Raw genomic sequence first — 18,329 nt, forward strand, 5'->3', positions numbered from 1 at the left:
TACCACACGGCGAATTTGTCAGTAAAGGAGAACAATGGTAGTCAAGCAACTCTATTCCATCATTCATTATGATGAAAGCATTAAAACCATGGAGGCAGGTGCCGATCATATTGGACTGGTGCCCATGCAGAATGGTGGCGTACCTGCTCAAAGGGTCCCATTGGATCGAGTTCACAAGATTTTCGACGAATGCAGGAACCGCGGAGTGAAAGCGGTGGCCATCATGCTGACCAATGACCCTGACGAGATGATCGAACTAGCCAAACTCATACAGCCTGACATCCTTCATATCGCCGGTGATGGGTATGAGGCCGATAAAACCTTTGCCGAACGGTTGAAAAATGTCGCGCCCACCACAAAGCTTATGCAGGCTGTGCTGGTTAACGATGAATCAGCTGTTGAGCGTGCCAAGCGTCTAGCGGATTTCTGCGATTTCATACTCACGGATTCCGGTCTGGCCCCAGATACGGGCATAGGTGCCAGCGGGCAGACCCATGACTGGAATATCGATGCACGCATTGTCGAGGAATGCGGAAAACCGGTCATCATGGCTGGAGGGCTCGGTCCAGATAACGTAGCGGATGCAATAAGAAAATGCAGGCCATATGGCGTGGATTCGCTCACTAAAACAAGTATCAAGTTCCAGGACGGGTACATGCAGAAGGATATCGACAAAGTTCGTGAATTTTGCAAAAATGCAGACCGCGCGGCCGCAGAAGTAGGTTGCTGATTATGCAATATAAGTTGCTGCAGCGTGTAAAGGTCGTCTCCACTGATGATTTGGGCGAAACCCTAAAAGAGATACTTCAGACCGAATCATACAAGCGGCCCTTGGTAATAACCGATCATTTTGTATCAACAATGCCCCTAGTCGTCAAGGCTCTAGATTGGCTTCGCTCATGTGGAATCGCGGTTTCGGTCTACAACAATGTCGGTTCCGATCCTGCCGAGGGAACAGTAAACGATGCTTTTCTGGCTTTCAAGCAGCATAATGCAGATAGCTTGATTGCCATTGGCGGAGGAAGTTCCATGGATGTGGCTCGCGGAGTCAACATCGTCAGAACCAATGGTGGAGACATTCTGAATTACACTGATCCGACCAGGCCAATTTCACCCTGCCGTGGCCAGATCAGCGTTCCTACCACTGCCGGCACCGGAAGTGAAATGTCCAATGCTCTTGTCGTTACTGATGAATCGTCAAAGACAAAGGTGACCATTTTAGCGGATCCTGCCGTCAGCGAATATGCCGTGCTCAATCCTGAATTGACCCTGTCTTTGCCTCCTGCAATGACCATCGCCTGCGGCCTTGATGCCTTCGGTCATGCGGCGGAAGGATATCTGTCTCGTCAATCAAGCCCAGTAACCGATGCGATTTGCGAAAAAGTCATGTACCTGCTGTACCAATACCTGCCACGTGCTGTGCATGAGGGAAACGATATAGAGGCTAGAGAACGGGTCATGGTTGCCGCGAACCTGGCCGGTTGGATGCTGAACAATACAGGCACGATCGTCGGTCATTCCATCGCTCATGTGCTCGGTTCCCGATACCACATCATCCACGGTGAAGCTGTGGCTTATGCCCTCCCTGCAGTCATGGAGTTTGTAAGCCCAGTTCGTCCTAAGAAAATACGCGAGATTGGTCAGATTCTAGGAGCTTCTTATCCTGAATCCGCGCCCCCGGAGCAGACAACGGTTCTTGCAGTACGAGCCTTCAAGGTTTTCCGGGATAACATACTTGGAATGCGTCCATTCGATACCTACCAGATAGATCGTAAGGAACTGCTGAGCAATGCTTCAGCTGTTGCCAATGAGCGTTTCGCCGGCAATACGCCCCGTACGGTTGATGAGGCAGCAGCCGGTGATCTTCTCGAAGGTTTCGGAACTCGATGATTATCATCATGCAATAAGTAAAGAACGGAGAACGTTGATGAAACGGAAAGTTATTTTGGATTCTGACCCCGGCCATGACGATGCTGTGGCGATTCTCTTGGCTGTCGGCAGTCAGTCGATTGATCTTTTAGGCGTTACTACGGTAGGCGGCAATCAGAGCCTTGACAAGGTGACATACAATGCCAGGGCTGTTCTTGAAATGGCACATGCGACGGATGTGCCAGTGCATGCTGGGTGCGACAGACCATTGGTTCGCCCACAGGAAGTCGCTGCCTCCATTCATGGTGAGACAGGCCTGGATGGCGTCACGTTGCCAGAACCGACTCGTCCGCTGGATGCTGGTCACGCCGTCGACTGGATCATTGACACGGTAATGAAAAATGAACCAGATACTATAACTTTGGTCCCTACCGGTCCGCTGACCAACATCGCAATGGCCGCCCGCAAGGAACCGCGGATAGTCGAACGGGTCAAGGAAGTCGTCCTTATGGGCGGTGGCTATCATGTCGGTAACTGGAGTGCTGTTGCTGAGTTCAATATCAAAGTGGATCCGGAGGCTGCACATGTGGTTTTCAATGAGCCATGGCCGGTCACTATGGTCGGTTTGGATTTGACCCATCAGGCCCTCTGTACTCCAGAGGTTCAGAAGCGCATAGAAGGCGTTGGAACTGATTTGGCCCATTTCGTTAGTGGACTCATGGACTTCTTCAGGAAATCCTACAAAGACAACCAGTCGTTCGTCGACCCTCCCGTCCATGACCCCTGCACAATTGCGTATCTGATTGATCCAAACATCGTCAAGACTCATCGCTGCCCAGTTGATATCGAGCTGAGAGGAGAGCTGACGACCGGGATGACCGTGGCGGATCTGCGTGGTCCGGAACCCAGTCCTGAAGATTGCCATACTCAGGTTGCCGTGAAGCTGGACTTCGACGGTTTCTGGAACCTGATTATTGATGCCATCGAAAAGATAGGATGAGCGATGACTAAGGAATCCTCTAAAATCCTTGATCAGGGCGGCAAGTCAATTGTTGCCCTGATGACGGCCCTGATGGCTGCCGTCTTCGCTTTCCAGCTCAATGCTTCCATGCTTTCTCCCGCGCTGACGACTATGGAGCATGAGTTGCATACTACGAGTTCTCAAATCGGACTTTCTCAGACGGTATTCTTCACCTCTTGCGCTGTCTTCTCGCTCTTCCTTCCTAGATTGGGTGACCTGGTCGGCCGCAAGAAGGTGCTTTCGGGCATCCTGGTTCTAACCGCCATTGGCTGTGTGATTTCGGCCTTTGCGCCCAACGTGCTCGTGCTTATGATCGGACGAGTCGTTCAAGGGGTTGCAGGCCCTGTTGTCCCTATGACGTTGATTATGTTGCACGCGCAGGTTACAGAAGATTCTAGGTACGCCAGGCTCATGTCCATTCTCACCGCCGTAAATGGCGGCATCGGCGGGGTTGATGCCTTGCTGGGCGGATGGTTGGCCGGGACCTTCGGTTTTCGCTCAGTATTTTGGTTTATGGTTGCTGTTGCCGTATTGGCCATCATACTGGTCGCCGCTTTTGCCCAAGAAAGTCACGCAGCACAGACACCGCGCATGGACTGGGCTGGCGTGATATTTCTTTGTATTGCATTCGTTTGCGCGTATTTCGCCATCAATGAGGCCGAGAAACTGGCTGCGGCCAACTGGCTTATGGTATGCATAGAATTGGTGGTAGCCGCACTGTTCTTCGTGATCTTCTGGAATACGGAGAAGAGAAGCAAAGCTCCTATGGTGACAACAGCTTATCTGAAGCAACGGCGTACTTGGGGGCTTTTGCTGACCACGTTGACCACCATGGTAGGCGTCTTCGCAATCATGAATGGAGTGGTACCCGCGCTGGCTCAGGATTCCAAGGTCGGTGCCGGAATGAGTGCCAGTGTGGTTTCGTTTGCGACTTTGACTCCATATGCGCTCGTCGGTTTGGCTTTTGGACCTGTTGCCGGGATACTGGCATCAAAATATGGGTATCACAAGGTACTTCGTGCAGGTCAGCTGGTGAGCATAGTAGGTGTTGTTTTCGGCATTTATGTTTGTCTGTCGCCAAGCGTCTGGTCTTTGGTGGTGATGTCGCTGCTTCTGGGTGTTTCATACGCGGGAACGGTCAATATCATGCTGAATGGCCTCGGTGTGGTGCTATCGCCGGCTGACAATACCGGGTATCTTCCGGGGTTGAACTCAGGCGGATTTAATCTAGGAGCCGGGCTGAGTTACGCCGTACTATACGCCATAATGAACCTTGTAGCCGGTACGTCCGGCGCTCAGGCAGGTTATGTCTCCTCCATGATCGGCTCTGCTGTCCTTCTGGTCCTTGCGTTCCTTTGCTCTTTCCTCATTCCAAAGCAGGATGAGGTCCAATAGACATTGGACGCACTGGCAGCAGTTTTGTTGGCCTTGTTCAGCTTGAGATTAAGAAAGATAGTTCAGGACGGCAAGATTGCGTCCTTGCAATTCGTTCTTAAACATTTGGAAGCTATCGGCGATGAAAAGGTGTTTGGCATCATTGCGATTCCCGATCCGGAGCGAATGAGCGACAGGTAGTATTGCGCCGATAGGGGTCCTGCGAATGCATGGATTCGCAGGACCCCTTTCTGTGCCTTGTGGGTATCCGACAAGAGTCGGAAGTCGGGGCCAGACAGGCTAGCGGCCAGTAGGCCCCGATAAGCCGACCGTAGGCACAGCAGCGGAAAATAGCGCCATGAGGGGTCCTGTAAGCCTCTGTCAGGCGCGTAAACTAAGTGAGGAATTCGTTCGCCGGAGGTGACCATGCAACATCGGGTGATCGGGCTGCTGAAAAACGAGACCGTTCTGGTTGTCGCGGCAGTCATCGCTCTCATATCCTGCATCCTCATTCCTCCCGACAGGCAGTATCTGGGCTATATCCATGTCAATACCCTCACCCAGCTGGGTTCTCTGATGATGGTGGTCTGCGGCTTTCAGCGCATCGGGGTCTTCCACGCCATTGGCGCCGGCCTGCTGAGTCGTGTCCGCTCGGTGCGGGGCCTGGCTTTGGTCCTGGTTTCCCTGCCTTTCTTCTCCAGCATGTTCATCACGAACGATGTAGCCCTGGTTACCTTTGCGCCCTTCGCCATTGCTGTTCTCATCATGGCTGGTTTGGAAAGCCATGCTCTGCTGATCGTCACCCTGATGACGTTGGGCGCCAATGTGGGCAGCATGCTAACGCCCATCGGCAACGCCCACAACTTATATCTCAAGGCCCGCTCCGAGATGCCTACTGGTGAGTTCCTCTTCCTTATGGTGCCTTATGCCCTGGTCGCTGCCCTGATGCTCTTCCTGTGCTGCTGGTTTGCCTTCAGGAATCGGCATCTTAACAAGTTCGAGGGCATGGATCCGCAGGAGATTCGCCGCAGCGTACTGGCGCCCAGGGAGGATGAGATACAGCCTCAGGTGAAAGAGATGCAGCAGTCCAGCGGCTGGCGCATCGCCATCTACCTCCTTCTCTTTCTTGTCTGCCTGCTGGGCGTGGCCAAACTGATATCCCAATGGGTTATGGTTCTGGTGGTAGCGGTGACCTTCTTGATCTGCGATAGGGGGGTCTTTCTGCATGTAGATTGGGGACTCCTGCTGACCTTCGTGGCTTTCTTCGTTTTCATCGGCAATGCGAGGAGGATTCCCCAGTTTTATAACCTGGTCAGCGGCCTGGTCAATATCCATCCTCTGATTACCTCGGTCCTGTGCAGCCAGGTCATCAGCAATGTGCCCACAGCCCTTCTGGTCTCAGGTTTTTCGACAGCCTGGCACCCGATCATTCTTGGCACCAACCTGGGCGGGCTCGGAACCTTGGTCGCTTCGATGGCCTCGCTGATTTCCTACAAGGCCGTAGTCAAGCAGTATCCGGGCAAGAAAGGCGAGTACCTGAAAATCTACACCGTTTTTAATCTGCTCTTCCTCGTCGTGTTGCTTGGCATGGCCCTGCTGCTGGAGTAGACTACCCCCATCAACCAGGAATGGTGCCGCTGACATTGAGAGGGAGGCAGCGACGGTGGAACCGGACCCGTGCGCGTCTAAGTCCAATGACACAGGGATATTGTCCAGGCAGAATCTTGGAATTCTGGTTGGAATCATGGCCTTGGCCATCATGTCGCGGTTTGACTCCATCATTTCTCCCTCCGTGGCGGCCATACAGGCATCCTTTCCTCGCACTGATCCTTCCACCGTTGAGTCTGTGGTTTCCATCGGCTCTTCGGCTGCTATAGTTTCCGCCCTTTTATTCGGTCACCTCTTGACCAGAATGAGTTTCAGAACAGCTGGCTGCATCAGCTGTCTGTGTGTCGCGCTGGGCGGCTTGATGCCCCTTTTTGTGCACAGCAGTGTAGGCCAGCTGCTCTTGTTTGCCTTGGTTGTCGGGTTTGGCGTGGGCATCGCCACTACAGTCCTGCCCAGCCTGTCGGCTAGGTTCTTCCGTGGAGAACAGTTGGCGGCGCTGATGGGATTGGTCCTAGCTGTTCAGGATGGCTCTTCCATGTTGGTTCTTGCTCTGGGCGGTGTCCTGGCCAAGGGAGGGTGGCTACACAACTATTGGCTCTATTTTCTGGCCTTGCCCGCCCTGGTCTTGGTCATCTTCATGGTTCCTGGGGTCGGCGCCGTCGAAGAGGAGTCGGAAAAGGCCGTAAGATCTGAGGCGTCGTCGTCTAAAAAAAGTGGACAATGCTGGTGGGCTACCATTTCCTGCATTCTCATTGGGTTTCTGAGCATTTTCCTGGTCGCGGTCCTGTACAACAAGCTCGCGGTATACATAGCCAAGTATGGTTTGGGCGGCACCAGTGCTGCCGGGGTGGCCCTGATGTTCAACACGGGTTCCTCAGTCGTGATCGGGCTTAGCATCAACGGCATCAAGCGGGTATGCCAGCAATGGACCATTCCGGTTGCCTTCCTTTTGATGGCCCTGGGCGCCCTGCTCTTCCTGACCACTCGCTCGTTCCCGCTGGTTTGTTTATCGGCATTTCTGATTGGTTCGGGCAGTGCCATCAATATGGCCACCTGCCCCTACTATCTGTCCAATCTGACTGAGCACAAGCGCTATCCGCTGGTCATGGGGGTCTTTTCAGCCACCACCAGCCTTGGTTTTACGGCATCCACCTGGGTCTTCAAGGCTTTCTCAACAGTGTTTGGCCTGGATCCGGTGACCGGCAGTTTCATGGGCATGCTGATCATTGCTCTGCTGGCTGCCGTCATTCTCTCGCTTGTCCGCTTCCAGAGCTGTGTCGAGTCACGCTTCATTGAGCGATAAGCCACTCTTTTAGACAGTGTGAGCCAAAAGTGAAGCATTGTCGCTCACTTATCGAGACAGGTAGGGATTGCCGGTGATGACGAACCTTCGCAGAGTCTCCTTGGCATGGGATATGCCTATTCGGGGCGTTGCCGTGATGGTCTCGTCCTGGGCCAGTCCGTAAGCTGCCAGACGGATGGGTGGTTTTCTGAGGTCATGGCCGTAGTAGCGCTTGTCGATGTCCAATGCCTGGCAGAGCTTGGCGGGACCGTTGGTCAGATCCCGGTCCGGATGACGTCCGTGCCTGTAGATGCGCAGAAGGTCCAGACCCTGCACTGGTTGACAGGCCCGAATCAGCACACCGGCGCCGAACCCGTCCTCCTGGCAGGAGATGTTCAGGCAGTAGTGCATTCCATAGGTGAAGTAGACATACATGTGTCCGCTGAGGCCGAAGAGGGCGGCGTTGCGAGCCGATTGCCCATGGTAGGCATGGCTGGCCGGATCATTCTGATCGTAGGCTTCGGTTTCCACGATCCGTACCCTGGCCTGTTTCCCTTCCGACTCGTAGTCCCGGATGATCAGGCAGCCCAAAAGCAGACGGGCGGCTTCCTGCACAGGGCAGTCCAGAAAGTCTGGGAAGACCAGGTGATCGTCCTGGCTTGAACCGGCCTTCATTCCATTTGGTCCTTGCGGACCCAGACCGCGCGCTGGCCGCGCGATTCCGGCTGGATGCAGACGAAATTATCCTGGTGGGGCAGGGCGGCGACCTGTGGATGGTCGTGATCGTAGGATCCCTGGGCCTGGGCGCCGCCGGCATCACCGACTTGGGCGAAGAAGTCTTCGGAGGCATCCTTGAACCAGGTCCATTCCTCTGGCAGATCCTCTTCATAGAAGATGGCCTCTACCGGGCAGACGGGCTCGCAGGCACCGCAGTCGATGCATTCGTTGGGGTTGATGTATAGGTTCCTGGGGCCCTCGTAGATGCAGTCCACCGGGCATTCGTCCACGCAGGCCTTGTCCTTGACGTCCACGCAGGGCTGGGCAATCACGTAGGTCATTGCTTTACTCTCCTTTTTGATCGACTGTCTGCTTTGGCTACTTTCAAGAAGCATCCTTTTGGCGATGACAGGGGTTTCAACACTACATGGGCTTTTTTGTCGCCGGTCCCCTTATTGTTGCCGTCCGCTAGTCCTTGGATCATTCCTAGATGAATCTTGCAGATAATGGGGTGGTTGCTGACGCTTTCCAGAAAGGGGCATGCGGTCAGATACAGACTTGCTGAATCCGGCCGCGCTCTCACCGGTGCAAAACCTAAGGTGGTCAGAGCATCCAGCAGTGTCTGCGTCATGCTCGATGGCACGCTTTTTCCTGCATTGATCTTGTCCTGCCGAGCTAGAGTACGACCCCATGCCTGCCCCGCTTTCAAGGCGGCCTCATTCCTGCGCCTTGTATCGGGACAGGCGGTTTCCAGTGCCAGGCAGAGCGAGGAGATCATATCCTCTCTGGCTCGGTTCATGGACGTGGGGGAGTAGATGACAGCCGGTCTGCCTCGCCCGGTTGATTGATCGTCGCTGTCTGTTCTCTGACGGACTGTCTCGCCCTGTTCGACCAGACGTTCAAGATGGAAACGAGCGGTCGTCGGATGGATGCCGAAGGCTGCTCCGACCTGCTGTGCGGTTACACCTATACCGGTCTCTTCGGCCGCCGTATGAAGGTAATCCAAGATTGCAGAGCGAATCTCCTCCCCGCGTCTGCGCTTGCGGGAGGTTCGAATCTGTTGCTCATGGGCTTGAATTTCCTGACTCATCGATTAAATTGTATACCTATCAAATCAATTATCAACCCAGGACAAGGCGGACAGACTCATGCAGGATGACCGGAAGATGCGTAAGTCCGGCGGCAGAATGGCCGTGCCTAGGTCCAGGGTGGCCCTTCTCATCGGGGCGGGTCTGGCTGCACTGCTTGGTCTTGTAGCGGCGCTGATTCGCGCGGATCTGATTCACCCCTCAGGCAGGGTGCCCCTGGCTGATCTGCACGGCGGGCTCATGGTCTATGGGTTTTTGGGCGCTGCCATTGGCCTGGAGAGGGCAGTGGCCTACCGCAGCGGCGGATCCAGCAAACCCTCCTGGGGATTCTTGGCTCCTGCCTTGGGCCTGCTGGGGTCTCTGCTCTGCCTGTTGTCATTGCTGGCTTCAAGCCGCAGTGCTGTCCCGGCATGGGTCAGGGTGGAGCTTTTCGGCGGCATTCCATGGACTTTGTCCATGTTGGTCCTGACAGCCATGTACTTGGCCATCTGGCGTCGGCAGCCTTCTGCAGAGGTGCTCATACAGGTTCTCGGCTCTCTGGTGGGTCTGGTCGGGGCCGCTGGCTGGGTTGCGGGGTTGGACTCCTCGGTTCTGGCTCCAACCTGGCTCTTCTTTCTGATTCTGACCATCGTGGGGGAGCGGGTGGAGCTGGCCAGGGCGGTCTTTTCGGATATCCGTCTTGAATCGGGAATTCTTGGTCTGAGCCTCCTGACCGTCCTGATGCTGCCGGTCCAAGCCATGGCCCCTGCGGTCGGTTATCCGCTTCTAGGGCTGTCCCTGGGTCTGCTCCTCCTGGTCATGGCCAGTCACGACGTGGCCAAGGGGACCTTCCGCCATGGCGGCCTGCCAGGATTCATGGGCACCTGCATGTTGTCGGCCTATGCCTGGGGACTGCTGGCTGCCCTCATCTGGATGGTGGCGCCCCTGAACTCCAGCACCTACTGGGGCGATATGGCACTGCACGCGTTGGCTGTGGGATTCATCATGACCATGGTTATCGCCCATGTCTGCATGATCGTTCCTTCGGTCATTCGCAGGCCTCTACCCTTTCACCCCCTTCTCTGGGGCGCCTGGGGACTTATGCAGGTTGGTTTGCTGATCAGGCTCATTGGGGCCATCCGGCTCTACACGTCCTTGTGGAAGGCGGGGAACCTCCTGAATGTTCTGGGAATTCTCTCCATGATGCTGACCGTGGTGTATCTGGCTGCTCGTGGCAAGCAGGTTCTGGCATCCAAGCGTTACTGTCGGCGCCAGCCCGAGGGCTCGCAAAACGAACGCGTGGGGACCCTGGCATTGAGGACGGACCTGATTGCCACCTCGGCTACTGTGCTGGTCCTGGTGGCCGCCGTGGTTGTGATGGTCCTGCGGCCGACGCCGGCTGTTTCGGTCGGGGCAGTGCCCAGTGCCGGGGGCGTTCAGGAGGCATCGTCGAAGGGTGTTCAGCCGACTGGTCACACCAGCAGAGCCTCAATCAGGGTAAAGGGGATGGCTTTTGTGCCGGATGCCATCACCATCAAGGCAGGCGACCGGCTGGTTGTGGATTTTCAAAACACCGGGGATCAGCGGCACGACCTGGTTTTCGCCAACGGCAAGAGCACGGGATCCGTCCCTGTAGGCCAGAGTGTTTCGGTTGACGTGGGGGTCCTGGGGGGCGACACACTGGGCTGGTGCTCGTTGGCAGGGCATCGCCAGATGGGCATGGAGCTCAAGGTCAAAACCAAGGGTGGAATTGTTGCCGAACAAGGTCAGTCCTCCGCTGGGAAGACAGCCCTGGGCCATGTCCCGTCAGCAGCCAAGCTCAAGTCGCAGGCCGAGAAGAACGACCCTGCCAAGGCGGCTCTTCCACCCCTGGATGATCAGGGGAAGGCGGGAACAAGAAAGTACACGTTGGAGGTCAAAGAGCGCAAGGAGCAGGTGGCGGCAGGGCTCGAGCGTACGGTCTGGAGCTTCGACGACGCGAGCGATCCACGGGATAAGGAATCGCGGCCCCTGGCTCAGGGCCCGGTGCTCAGAGGCCGGGTGGGAGACACCTTTGAAGTGACCATCAGAAACAAGGGAAGCATGAGCCATTCCATCGACTTTCATGCCGGCCCGGCCGTCCCCCAGACCATGATGCGCAACATAGAGCCGGGCAAGGAACTCTTGTACACCTTCACTGCTGATCGGGCCGGCATTTGGATGTACCACTGCAGCAGCGATCCCATGTCAAACCACATAGCCAACGGCATGTATGGGGCGGTGGTCGTGGATGACGGCACCCTACCGCCAGTGGCTGCGGAGTATGTTCTGGTCCAGTCTGAAATTTATCTGGGATCCAATGGAGGGACTGCCGATCCTGAAAAGGTGGCGGCCATGAGCCCGGACATTATGACCTTCAATGGACGGGCCTTTCAATATGACGCCCATCCGCTCAAACTGGGGAAGGGGCAAAGGGTTCGCATCTGGGTTCTGGATGCCGGACCCAACCAGCCGTTGTCCTTCCATATTGTGGGAACCCAGTTCGATACGGTCTGGACTGAGGGCCGCTATCTGATCGGTGGAGGTTCTCGAGGGAATTCCGCCGCTGCCTCATCCTCATCAGCCGGAGCCCAGGTCCTGCCCCTGCTGCCGGCCCAAGGCGGCTTTGTAGAGCTCAAGGTCGATCAGCCTGGCGACTATTCCATAGTCAACCACGTGATGAGCCTGGCTGAAAAGGGCGCTCACGGCATCCTGCGGGTGTCGTGACGCGATCAGACGACTTCTGTGCCAAGCTCTGCTGATTGTCTTGTCTTCTCCAATCCTGCAGCCGGAGTACCTTGCCGTCCATGTGGTAAGGCAAACCTGGATGTGAGCCAAAAACTTGCGCACCTTCAACGATGTCCTAGATCGAAGAGGTGAGAGAGCTGATGAAGAGAACGAAGATGATGATCAGCAGCTGTGTGACCCCATGCCTGGTCTTACCAAAAGATAAAAGTTCTGTATGCCGAAGCAGTCCAAGAAAAAGCCAGGATGGCCGCTGTGACCTTCAACTTGTTCGATCTGCCCGGTCCGCTGACATATCGGACCTGAAGCTGCCAAGGCTAAACTTGGGCCGGACCACTGGCGCCGTCGGTTTTAGGGGAAATGTGCTAGACAAGCAGGCAAACACGAGGTCTAGCATATAGATATGAGTCAGAGCGGATGTTCATATGCCATCATGCTGACCAACTTCGATTCAGAGGAACAGCTGAGCTATTGGAATCGGGTCAGGCATCTATGCAACCACAATCTAAAGTGCGATCAAAAGCGCGTTCCAGAGGTGAACTCGAAGTTCTGGTCAGAGGGTCATGACGGCGTAAGCATCTGAGAGAGAACCATTCAGCAGCATCCAGAGTTTCTTGAACGATTTGCCGGCATTCTCAGAACGGCATTCCTTTATAGTCCTCAGGTTCTTGTCACTGACGCAGAGCTCTTTGATGGTATCTATTTTCTGGCATTTGGTCCTGATGTAGTTCTTGACCTTCTGGGACAAAATGGTTATGAAAAGCCTTTCCTCACCGTATCCGGCAGACAACCGACCTTGGAGCAATGTCTGTTGCGGTTCACTACAGTGCCGCCCGATAATCAGCAGCAACTTTCGTCTGAAGGAGAGGCGGTTGACTTGACGGATATAGGTACGCTGCGTCCGCTGGAGTATCAAGTTTTACAAAAGACCGTCACTTCTGAAGAAAGTCAAAGATTTGCACCACAGGCTAGAGCTGTCTTGAATGGGCATGCAGGCGATCATCGGTCGATAGCTCAGAGGATCGCTTGCTTGTATGCTGCATACTGCCAGCAAGACCTGTCTGATGATACCTGCCGATTGCTGGCTCAGCGCTGGCAGGAATGGATAGATGCGGAACAGAAGGGTCTCATTAGGTATGAGCAACAACGTTCTCAAACCGGGTCGAATTGCGGCATCGTCCGCAGCTTCAATGATGCCTTTCTTCCTGTTGTCAGTGAAAACGCCGATTGCCTGCGTTCCTGGTGTTCTGCTTCCAATGCGAACGAGGCAGAAAAGACCGCATTCCGGAATGTTTTGGACAAGATAAGTCATGAACCGAGACGATCCAAGGCCTTTGCGCTTATCAGGCAGTCGGCCTTGCCGGTAGGTAGAGCTGATTGCAGTAGGACCATGGAATGCGACCAGCAAACGCTGGTAGACTGGTACCAGTTCGTCTACCGCTTAGCAATGGCGGATTATCTGGGCTGCTGCCTTATGGCTGTACAAAGCAAACCGAATTCGTATGAGCGCTTTGCAGGCCGGACCGGTGGGCGCTCATTGATGCTGTCGGGCAAAGTCACAGAATTGTTGGGGCATATGCCTTCCGCGTGTTTTGTGCAGTTCTGTTATCAGTCAAGAGACGCGATCCAACAGTGGCGTAATTGTCGACCGAACGCTCCGGACTCTGACCAGCAGCGGCATATTCGCAACATTGCATATTGTGTGCAGAAGTTTGCATCACAGCTTGATCGAAAGCAGGACAATTCAAGAATCATCAAACAGTTCATTGTGACCCTGATTCTCGCATCCATATCTGTTATCTGCGACAAGGTTATTTTTTCAGGATCAATGTCCATTATCCTGATATTGATTGCGGCCTGGTTTATTGAAGTATTTCCCGAGTTGCTGACAATGGTGGAGTGGATGCACGACCAGCATACGGCAACACAAACTATGGTATTCGCTCAACGGTAATTATTGACCAGGAAGGTGACTGTGAAAAACGCTGATGAGCTGAGGCCCGGTAGTCCTTTACAGGAAATAAGACGTAGAAAAGTCTTCGAGGAAGCGGGGGGAGCTGACTTTACCGTGACTGCTGTGGATGTCAAGGTGAGGGACACGGGTGCAGGTATGACCTTGCACGTGGCATCTGTCAAACAGGGTCAACCAGGCGTGATTTGCGTGACAGTCGTAGAACGAGGGGGAGGGGATTTCTACCTGATAGCGCGCCACTGGCGGGTCGCTGTAGAAGACTGGCTGTGGGAATTTCCGCGAGGCATGGGGGAGCAAGGCGAGAATCCCCAGACCACAGCCATTCGCGAATTGCATGAAGAGACTGGATTGCGCGCTCAGCCTGACGCCGTCCGTCAGTTGCACAGGCTTCATGCCGATGCCGGGGTGCTTCAAGACGACGTGCGAGTGATGGAAATACGGCTTGATGACGTTCCATCTATTCCTATGCTCGATAGCTTCAAACAAGGCGGTGATTGGGAACTAGAGGATTTTCAATGGCTGCGGTCAGCTGATATTGCCAATATGATCTGTGATGGACGACTGATTGATGGGCCTACCATATCTGCATTCTCAATACGAGAGATTGATAGGCAAAGGCAATGAGTCTGTAGTGTGATTTGTATATTTGCGGTCTGCTGCGCAGAGCTCGGATTAATTGCGTGCTTTATATGACAATTGCCACCAATGAGTGAACCGTTGTCGGCAGTCGTCAACTACTGCGAATCGTCTTACTCATTATTTTCTTCCTCATTCTTAGAAGATATGAGTTTGTTTGTCTCCCTGCTTTTGTCAGAGGAGCAGGGAGGGCTATTGGTGACCCCGGAGAGATTCGAACTCTCGACCTACAGATTAGAAGTCAGTTGCTCTATCCAGCTGAGCTACGGGGCCAAACCCTTTCATTGTACCCGCCTGTGTCCACCGGCGGGTCAGATCTATGAAGCCCGGTCGACAAGGGCATCCGATATGACTTGGGTCATTGCAGGAACGGTCATACCATACCTTTCCAGCAGAGTAGCCTGGGGTACCCGATCATTGAACTCCTTGGCCGCTCCGAAGGACAGCGTGCGGACTTGAGCAGGCCCGTAGTAGGCTGCCACGGCCTGTCCCCAGCCGCTGTCCAGCTGGCCGTCCTCGATGGTGACCACCAGAGAGTGGGTGCTGGCCAGGGCGTCCAAGGTCTGCTTATCCAAGCGGTCATAGCGATGAGGATCCACCAGTGTGGGCTTCAGTCCCGTGGACCTTTCCAAGGAATCAGCAAGGTCATGGCCCAGCGGCAGGGCATCGCCGAGAGCCAGCAAGGCCACTGTCCTACCTTGTTGCAGGATGCGGTAACGATCCCAAGGCTGCCCTCCGGAGGTGGGATCGGAGGTCGCTGGCGCTATCGGCTTGCCTGCGCGTTCAGTCGCCAGCGTGCGCTCGCCGGGTACCCTGATGACCACCGGCTGCCGGGCCGGACCCGTGGCCCAGGCCAGCATGTCCAAAAACTCGGCCCCGCTGGTCGGAGCCAGGCAGGTCAGTGCGGGGATGCCTCGCATCATGACCATGTCGGCTGTGCCGGAATGTGTAGCGTCGGTTTTGGCAACGCCGGTGGAGAAGACCAGCAGGGTCACCGCACTGCCGTTCAAGGCCATCTCCTGCTCGATCTGGTCGTAGGCCCTCTGGAAGAAGGTGGCTGAGGTGGCAACTACAGGCGTGCCTCCGGCCTTGGCGATGCCCGCGGCATAGGCTATCGCATGGGATTCGGCGATGCCCACGTCCCGGTAGTGGTTTCCGGCCCGTTGGCGGAAGTCGGGATCGATGCCATTGGACAGCGGCGTAGCGGGGGAGATGACTGTCAGGCCCGGCTCCTGCGGGAACCTGGCCTCCAGGGCCTGCATGGCCATTCTTCCGTAGGTCTTCCGTGAGTTGGGCAGACGGTTCAGAGAGTCCAGGCCGTCCTGCCAGTGGTTGGCCTCCACAGGACCTTCAGCTGGCAAATCAGGCAGGGAAGTTGGGCCGATTTGCCCCTGGCTGCCCTGGCTCAGCCCCAGGCCCTTGCGGGTGTGGATGTGAACCACCACCGGATGGTCAGTGTCTTTGACCTGACGGAAAGCCTCGATCAGATCCTCAATTCGGTTGCCCTCCTCCACGTAGCGGTAGTCCAGTCCAAGGGCGCGGAAGGGATTGTTCGGGTTGCGTCCCCCACTGGCACGCAGGGCCGCCAGGCTCTTGTAGAGCCCCCCGTGGTTTTCAGCGATGGACATTTCGTTGTCATTGACTACGATGATCAGGTTGCCGCCCTGTTCTGCAGCCCAGTCCAGCCCCTCGAATGCCGGCCCGCTGCTCAGGGAGCCGTCCCCGATGAAGGCGATGATGTTGGCCCTGCCTCCGGTCGCATCCCGCTGGGCAGCCATTCCGCAGGCCAAGCCGATGGAGGTGCCGGTATGCCCCAGCATAAAGTCGTCGTAGGGGCTCTCCTTGGGTGAGGTGAATCCGGAAAGATCCTCCTGGGACTCAGGGTCCGTGTAGGCCCGGCGCCGACCGGTCAGGATCTTGTGGGTGTAGGCCTGATGGGAAACGTCGAAGATCAGGTGGTCATGAGGCATATCGAAGACGTAGTGCAGGGCGATGATGGGCTCGATGGTGGCCAGGTTGGAGCCCAGGTGGCCGCCGTGACGTCGACAGAAGCTGATCAGCAGCTGACGGATCTCGTCGGCCAGTCGATCCAGCTTTTCCAGGGAGAGGATCTTCAGATCCTGTGGTGAGTCGATGCTGTCCAGAAGCTTGCCCATAACCCTCCTGTCTGTTTTCGTAATGCAATCCAATGATTCTAAATCTGAGACAGCGGTTTGGAGCCGCTGAAGGCCTTATGTTCACCAGGCCCGGCCCTTACATCCATAGGACCGTCACGATTGGTCGGCTTCTCCCCGGCCTTGCGTAGTATCGGATGTGCATGAACATTGGAGGGCCAATGGCTGACGATACACATGAAGGGGCACGCGTCGCAGTGATCATGGGGTCATCAAGCGACTGGGAGACGATGAAGGAAGCCTGTCGGATGCTGGACCGGTTCGCCATCGTCTACACCAAGGAGGTCATCTCCGCCCATCGCACACCCGGGCGCATGGCGGAGTTCGCGCATCAGGCCCGGAGCCAGGGCATAGGGGTCATCATTGCCGGGGCTGGAGGAGCAGCCCATCTGCCTGGGATGGTGGCGGCTCAGACAACGCTGCCGGTCATCGGGGTGCCAGTAAAGTCCCATGCACTGAGCGGGGTTGATTCGCTCCTGTCCATCGTGCAGATGCCTGCCGGCATTCCTGTGGCGACCACGGCCATAGGCGCATCCGGAGCCACCAACGCCGGTCTGTTGGCGGCTTCGATTCTCTCTATCAATGATCCAAGACTGGCTCAGGCCCTGGATGACTACCGTGCCGAGCTGGCCCGATCCGTGGAGGCTTCCAATGCCAAGCTTGTCTGAGGAAACCAAGGGAAGAATCGATCACTTGGAGCCGGGATCCGTCATCGGGATCGTAGGTGGCGGCCAGCTGGGACGGATGATGGCTCTGAGCGCCCGCTGCCACGGATTCCGCATCGGTGTGCTGGATCCCACGCCCGATGCTCCCGCGGCCCAGGTCGCCGATTTTCAGGAGACGGCCGACTATGGCGACCTCGAAGCCCTCAAGCGGCTTGCCGAACGCAGCGATGTACTCACCTACGAATTCGAGAACGTGGATGCCGACGCACTGGATCAGGTGAGGGACCGTGTGGCCATCCCTCAGGGGACCGACCTGCTCAGAGTCACTCAGGACCGCGTTCACGAGAAGACCTTCATCAACCGCCATGGCATCGATACGGCCCCCTGGAGGCAGGTTGACAGCCTTGATCAGCTTGACGCAGCCCTGAAGGAGCTGGGAATGCCCGCTGTGCTCAAGACACGAACCGGCGGCTATGATGGTCACGGCCAGGCGGTCTTGTGCACGAATGAGGATCTGCAGGCCTTGCAGGCGCGGATGAAGGGTCGGGACTTCCCGCCCTCCGTGCTGGAGGGGTTCGTGGATTTTGCCTTCGAGGCCTCCATACTGGTCTCAGGCAACGGGAAGGATTACGTGACCTTCCCCATGGTCCGCAACGAGCACCGTCACAACATCCTCCACATGACTCTGGCACCTGCAAAGGTGGACCCTGGGATGGCGGACCGGGCGCGTGACATGGCCCTGACTCTGGCTGACGGCTTCAAGCTGGCCGGGACCTTGGCCCTTGAGCTCTTTGTCATGCCCGATGGCGGTCTGGTGGTCAACGAGTTGGCCCCGCGCCCCCATAACTCCGGTCATTACACCATCGAGGCCTGTTCCATGGATCAGTTTGATGCCCATGTTCGGGGTATCGCCGGGTGGCCCCTGCCCAATCCTCGCCTGCTCAGCCCTGCGGTCATGGTCAATGTTCTTGGCCAGCATGTGGCTCCGGTCAGGAAGTTGCTGGGTGAGCATCCCGAATGGTTCCTGCATGATTACGGCAAGGCCGAAGTGCGCACCGACCGCAAGATGGGGCACCTGACGGTGCTGACCGACGATCCGGAGCAGACAGCCCAGGACCTGGAGGCCACAGGCTGCTGGTCCGACCCGGACTGAACCGAATCCTCACATCCGACCCGGCAAT

17 protein-coding genes and 1 tRNA gene are annotated in these 18,329 nt (G+C 56.1%); 12 read left to right on the plus strand and 6 right to left on the minus strand.

The features are described 5' to 3' along the window. The first annotated feature begins 34 nt into the window (after positions 1-34). From J3T92_RS02675 to J3T92_RS02705, 7 genes are all read left to right on the plus strand, one after another. Positions 35-730, plus strand: a complete 696-nt coding sequence (locus tag J3T92_RS02675) for a phosphoribosylanthranilate isomerase (protein ID WP_267399591.1) — start codon at positions 35-37, stop codon at positions 728-730. Between the two features lie 2 nt (positions 731-732). Next, positions 733-1,890: an iron-containing alcohol dehydrogenase gene (locus J3T92_RS02680; RefSeq protein ID WP_267399592.1), complete on the plus strand. Its 1,158-nt coding sequence runs from the start codon at positions 733-735 to the stop codon at positions 1,888-1,890. Positions 1,891-1,927: 37 nt separating this feature from the next. Beyond that, positions 1,928-2,869, plus strand: coding sequence for a nucleoside hydrolase (locus J3T92_RS02685; RefSeq protein ID WP_267400237.1), 942 nt, complete (start codon positions 1,928-1,930; stop codon positions 2,867-2,869). A 3-nt stretch (positions 2,870-2,872) separates the two neighbouring features. Next, the gene (locus J3T92_RS02690; protein ID WP_267399593.1) at positions 2,873-4,285 is read left to right on the plus strand and encodes an MFS transporter; all 1,413 of its coding nucleotides are present in this window, start codon (positions 2,873-2,875) and stop codon (positions 4,283-4,285) included. 3 nt (positions 4,286-4,288) lie between these two features. Further along, a complete protein-coding gene (locus J3T92_RS02695; protein WP_267399594.1) occupies positions 4,289-4,465 on the plus strand; it encodes a hypothetical protein in 177 nt (58 codons plus the stop codon). A gap of 225 nt (positions 4,466-4,690) precedes the next feature. Further along, a complete protein-coding gene (locus tag J3T92_RS02700) occupies positions 4,691-5,872 on the plus strand; it encodes an SLC13 family permease (protein ID WP_267399595.1) in 1,182 nt (393 codons plus the stop codon). Between the two features lie 151 nt (positions 5,873-6,023). Next, positions 6,024-7,175: an MFS transporter gene (locus J3T92_RS02705; protein ID WP_267399596.1), complete on the plus strand. Its 1,152-nt coding sequence runs from the start codon at positions 6,024-6,026 to the stop codon at positions 7,173-7,175. A 48-nt stretch (positions 7,176-7,223) separates the two neighbouring features. Here J3T92_RS02705 and J3T92_RS02710 read toward each other — a convergent pair whose 3' ends face one another. Genes J3T92_RS02710 through J3T92_RS02720 form a run of 3 tightly spaced genes read right to left on the minus strand, consistent with a single transcriptional unit; the run spans position 7,224 to position 8,961 of the window. Continuing rightward, positions 7,224-7,829, minus strand: a complete 606-nt coding sequence (locus tag J3T92_RS02710) for a DNA-3-methyladenine glycosylase (RefSeq protein WP_267399597.1) — start codon at positions 7,827-7,829, stop codon at positions 7,224-7,226. Continuing rightward, on the minus strand, positions 7,826-8,212 hold the full coding sequence (gene fdxA, locus J3T92_RS02715; protein WP_267399599.1) for a ferredoxin: 387 nt from the start codon (positions 8,210-8,212) through the stop codon (positions 7,826-7,828). The genes J3T92_RS02710 and fdxA overlap by 4 nt, the downstream gene beginning before the upstream one ends. After that, positions 8,209-8,961: a helix-turn-helix transcriptional regulator gene (locus J3T92_RS02720; RefSeq protein WP_267399600.1), complete on the minus strand. Its 753-nt coding sequence runs from the start codon at positions 8,959-8,961 to the stop codon at positions 8,209-8,211. The genes fdxA and J3T92_RS02720 overlap by 4 nt, the downstream gene beginning before the upstream one ends. Positions 8,962-9,019: 58 nt before the next feature. On the opposite strand from J3T92_RS02720, the gene J3T92_RS02725 reads away from it, so the two are divergent. Then, positions 9,020-11,683: a multicopper oxidase domain-containing protein gene (locus tag J3T92_RS02725; protein WP_267399602.1), complete on the plus strand. Its 2,664-nt coding sequence runs from the start codon at positions 9,020-9,022 to the stop codon at positions 11,681-11,683. A gap of 571 nt (positions 11,684-12,254) precedes the next feature. Here J3T92_RS02725 and J3T92_RS02730 read toward each other — a convergent pair. Further along, positions 12,255-12,491, minus strand: a complete 237-nt coding sequence (locus tag J3T92_RS02730) for a hypothetical protein (RefSeq protein WP_267399603.1) — start codon at positions 12,489-12,491, stop codon at positions 12,255-12,257. A gap of 6 nt (positions 12,492-12,497) precedes the next feature. Here J3T92_RS02730 and J3T92_RS02735 point away from each other — a divergent pair, with 6 nt between their 5' ends. Next, the gene (locus J3T92_RS02735) at positions 12,498-13,655 is read left to right on the plus strand and encodes a hypothetical protein (RefSeq protein ID WP_267399604.1); all 1,158 of its coding nucleotides are present in this window, start codon (positions 12,498-12,500) and stop codon (positions 13,653-13,655) included. 21 nt (positions 13,656-13,676) lie between these two features. Then, positions 13,677-14,297, plus strand: a complete 621-nt coding sequence (locus tag J3T92_RS02740) for an NUDIX hydrolase (protein ID WP_267399605.1) — start codon at positions 13,677-13,679, stop codon at positions 14,295-14,297. A 208-nt stretch (positions 14,298-14,505) separates the two neighbouring features. Here the strand turns inward: J3T92_RS02740 and J3T92_RS02745 are convergent. Together J3T92_RS02745 and J3T92_RS02750 are read right to left on the minus strand one after the other, a co-directional pair. Beyond that, a tRNA-Arg gene (locus J3T92_RS02745) sits at positions 14,506-14,582 on the minus strand. Between the two features lie 44 nt (positions 14,583-14,626). Further along, positions 14,627-16,465, minus strand: coding sequence for a 1-deoxy-D-xylulose-5-phosphate synthase (locus J3T92_RS02750; RefSeq protein WP_267399606.1), 1,839 nt, complete (start codon positions 16,463-16,465; stop codon positions 14,627-14,629). Between the two features lie 179 nt (positions 16,466-16,644). On the opposite strand from J3T92_RS02750, the gene purE reads away from it, so the two are divergent. Both purE and purK read left to right on the plus strand, forming a co-directional pair. Further along, positions 16,645-17,151 carry a 5-(carboxyamino)imidazole ribonucleotide mutase gene (gene purE, locus J3T92_RS02755; protein ID WP_267399607.1) on the plus strand — a complete coding sequence of 169 codons (507 nt, stop codon included), beginning with the start codon at positions 16,645-16,647 and terminating at the stop codon, positions 17,149-17,151. Next, positions 17,135-18,301: a 5-(carboxyamino)imidazole ribonucleotide synthase gene (purK, locus tag J3T92_RS02760; protein WP_267399608.1), complete on the plus strand. Its 1,167-nt coding sequence runs from the start codon at positions 17,135-17,137 to the stop codon at positions 18,299-18,301. Before purE ends, purK begins: the two co-directional genes overlap by 17 nt. Positions 18,302-18,329: the final 28 nt, after the last annotated feature.

Source organism: Bifidobacterium sp. B4081, assembly GCF_026537335.1.
In the GTDB taxonomy this organism is placed as follows: Bacteria; Actinomycetota; Actinomycetes; order Actinomycetales; family Bifidobacteriaceae; genus Bombiscardovia.

Excerpts from the sequence above, each read along its gene's own strand:
- J3T92_RS02675 (WP_267399591.1), top strand. The coding sequence starts at position 35 with ATGGTAGTCAAGCAACTCTATTCCATCATTCATTATGATGAAAGCATT.
- J3T92_RS02680 (WP_267399592.1), top strand. The coding sequence starts at position 733 with ATGCAATATAAGTTGCTGCAGCGTGTAAAGGTCGTCTCCACTGATGAT.
- J3T92_RS02685 (WP_267400237.1), top strand. The coding sequence starts at position 1,928 with ATGAAACGGAAAGTTATTTTGGATTCTGACCCCGGCCATGACGATGCT.
- J3T92_RS02690 (WP_267399593.1), top strand. The coding sequence starts at position 2,873 with ATGACTAAGGAATCCTCTAAAATCCTTGATCAGGGCGGCAAGTCAATT.
- J3T92_RS02700 (WP_267399595.1), top strand. The coding sequence starts at position 4,691 with ATGCAACATCGGGTGATCGGGCTGCTGAAAAACGAGACCGTTCTGGTT.
- J3T92_RS02705 (WP_267399596.1), top strand. The coding sequence starts at position 6,024 with ATGTCGCGGTTTGACTCCATCATTTCTCCCTCCGTGGCGGCCATACAG.
- J3T92_RS02710 (WP_267399597.1), bottom strand. The coding sequence starts at position 7,829 with ATGAAGGCCGGTTCAAGCCAGGACGATCACCTGGTCTTCCCAGACTTT.
- fdxA (WP_267399599.1), bottom strand. The coding sequence starts at position 8,212 with ATGACCTACGTGATTGCCCAGCCCTGCGTGGACGTCAAGGACAAGGCC.
- J3T92_RS02720 (WP_267399600.1), bottom strand. The coding sequence starts at position 8,961 with ATGAGTCAGGAAATTCAAGCCCATGAGCAACAGATTCGAACCTCCCGC.
- J3T92_RS02725 (WP_267399602.1), top strand. The coding sequence starts at position 9,020 with ATGCAGGATGACCGGAAGATGCGTAAGTCCGGCGGCAGAATGGCCGTG.
- J3T92_RS02750 (WP_267399606.1), bottom strand. The coding sequence starts at position 16,465 with ATGGGCAAGCTTCTGGACAGCATCGACTCACCACAGGATCTGAAGATC.
- purE (WP_267399607.1), top strand. The coding sequence starts at position 16,645 with ATGGCTGACGATACACATGAAGGGGCACGCGTCGCAGTGATCATGGGG.
- purK (WP_267399608.1), top strand. The coding sequence starts at position 17,135 with ATGCCAAGCTTGTCTGAGGAAACCAAGGGAAGAATCGATCACTTGGAG.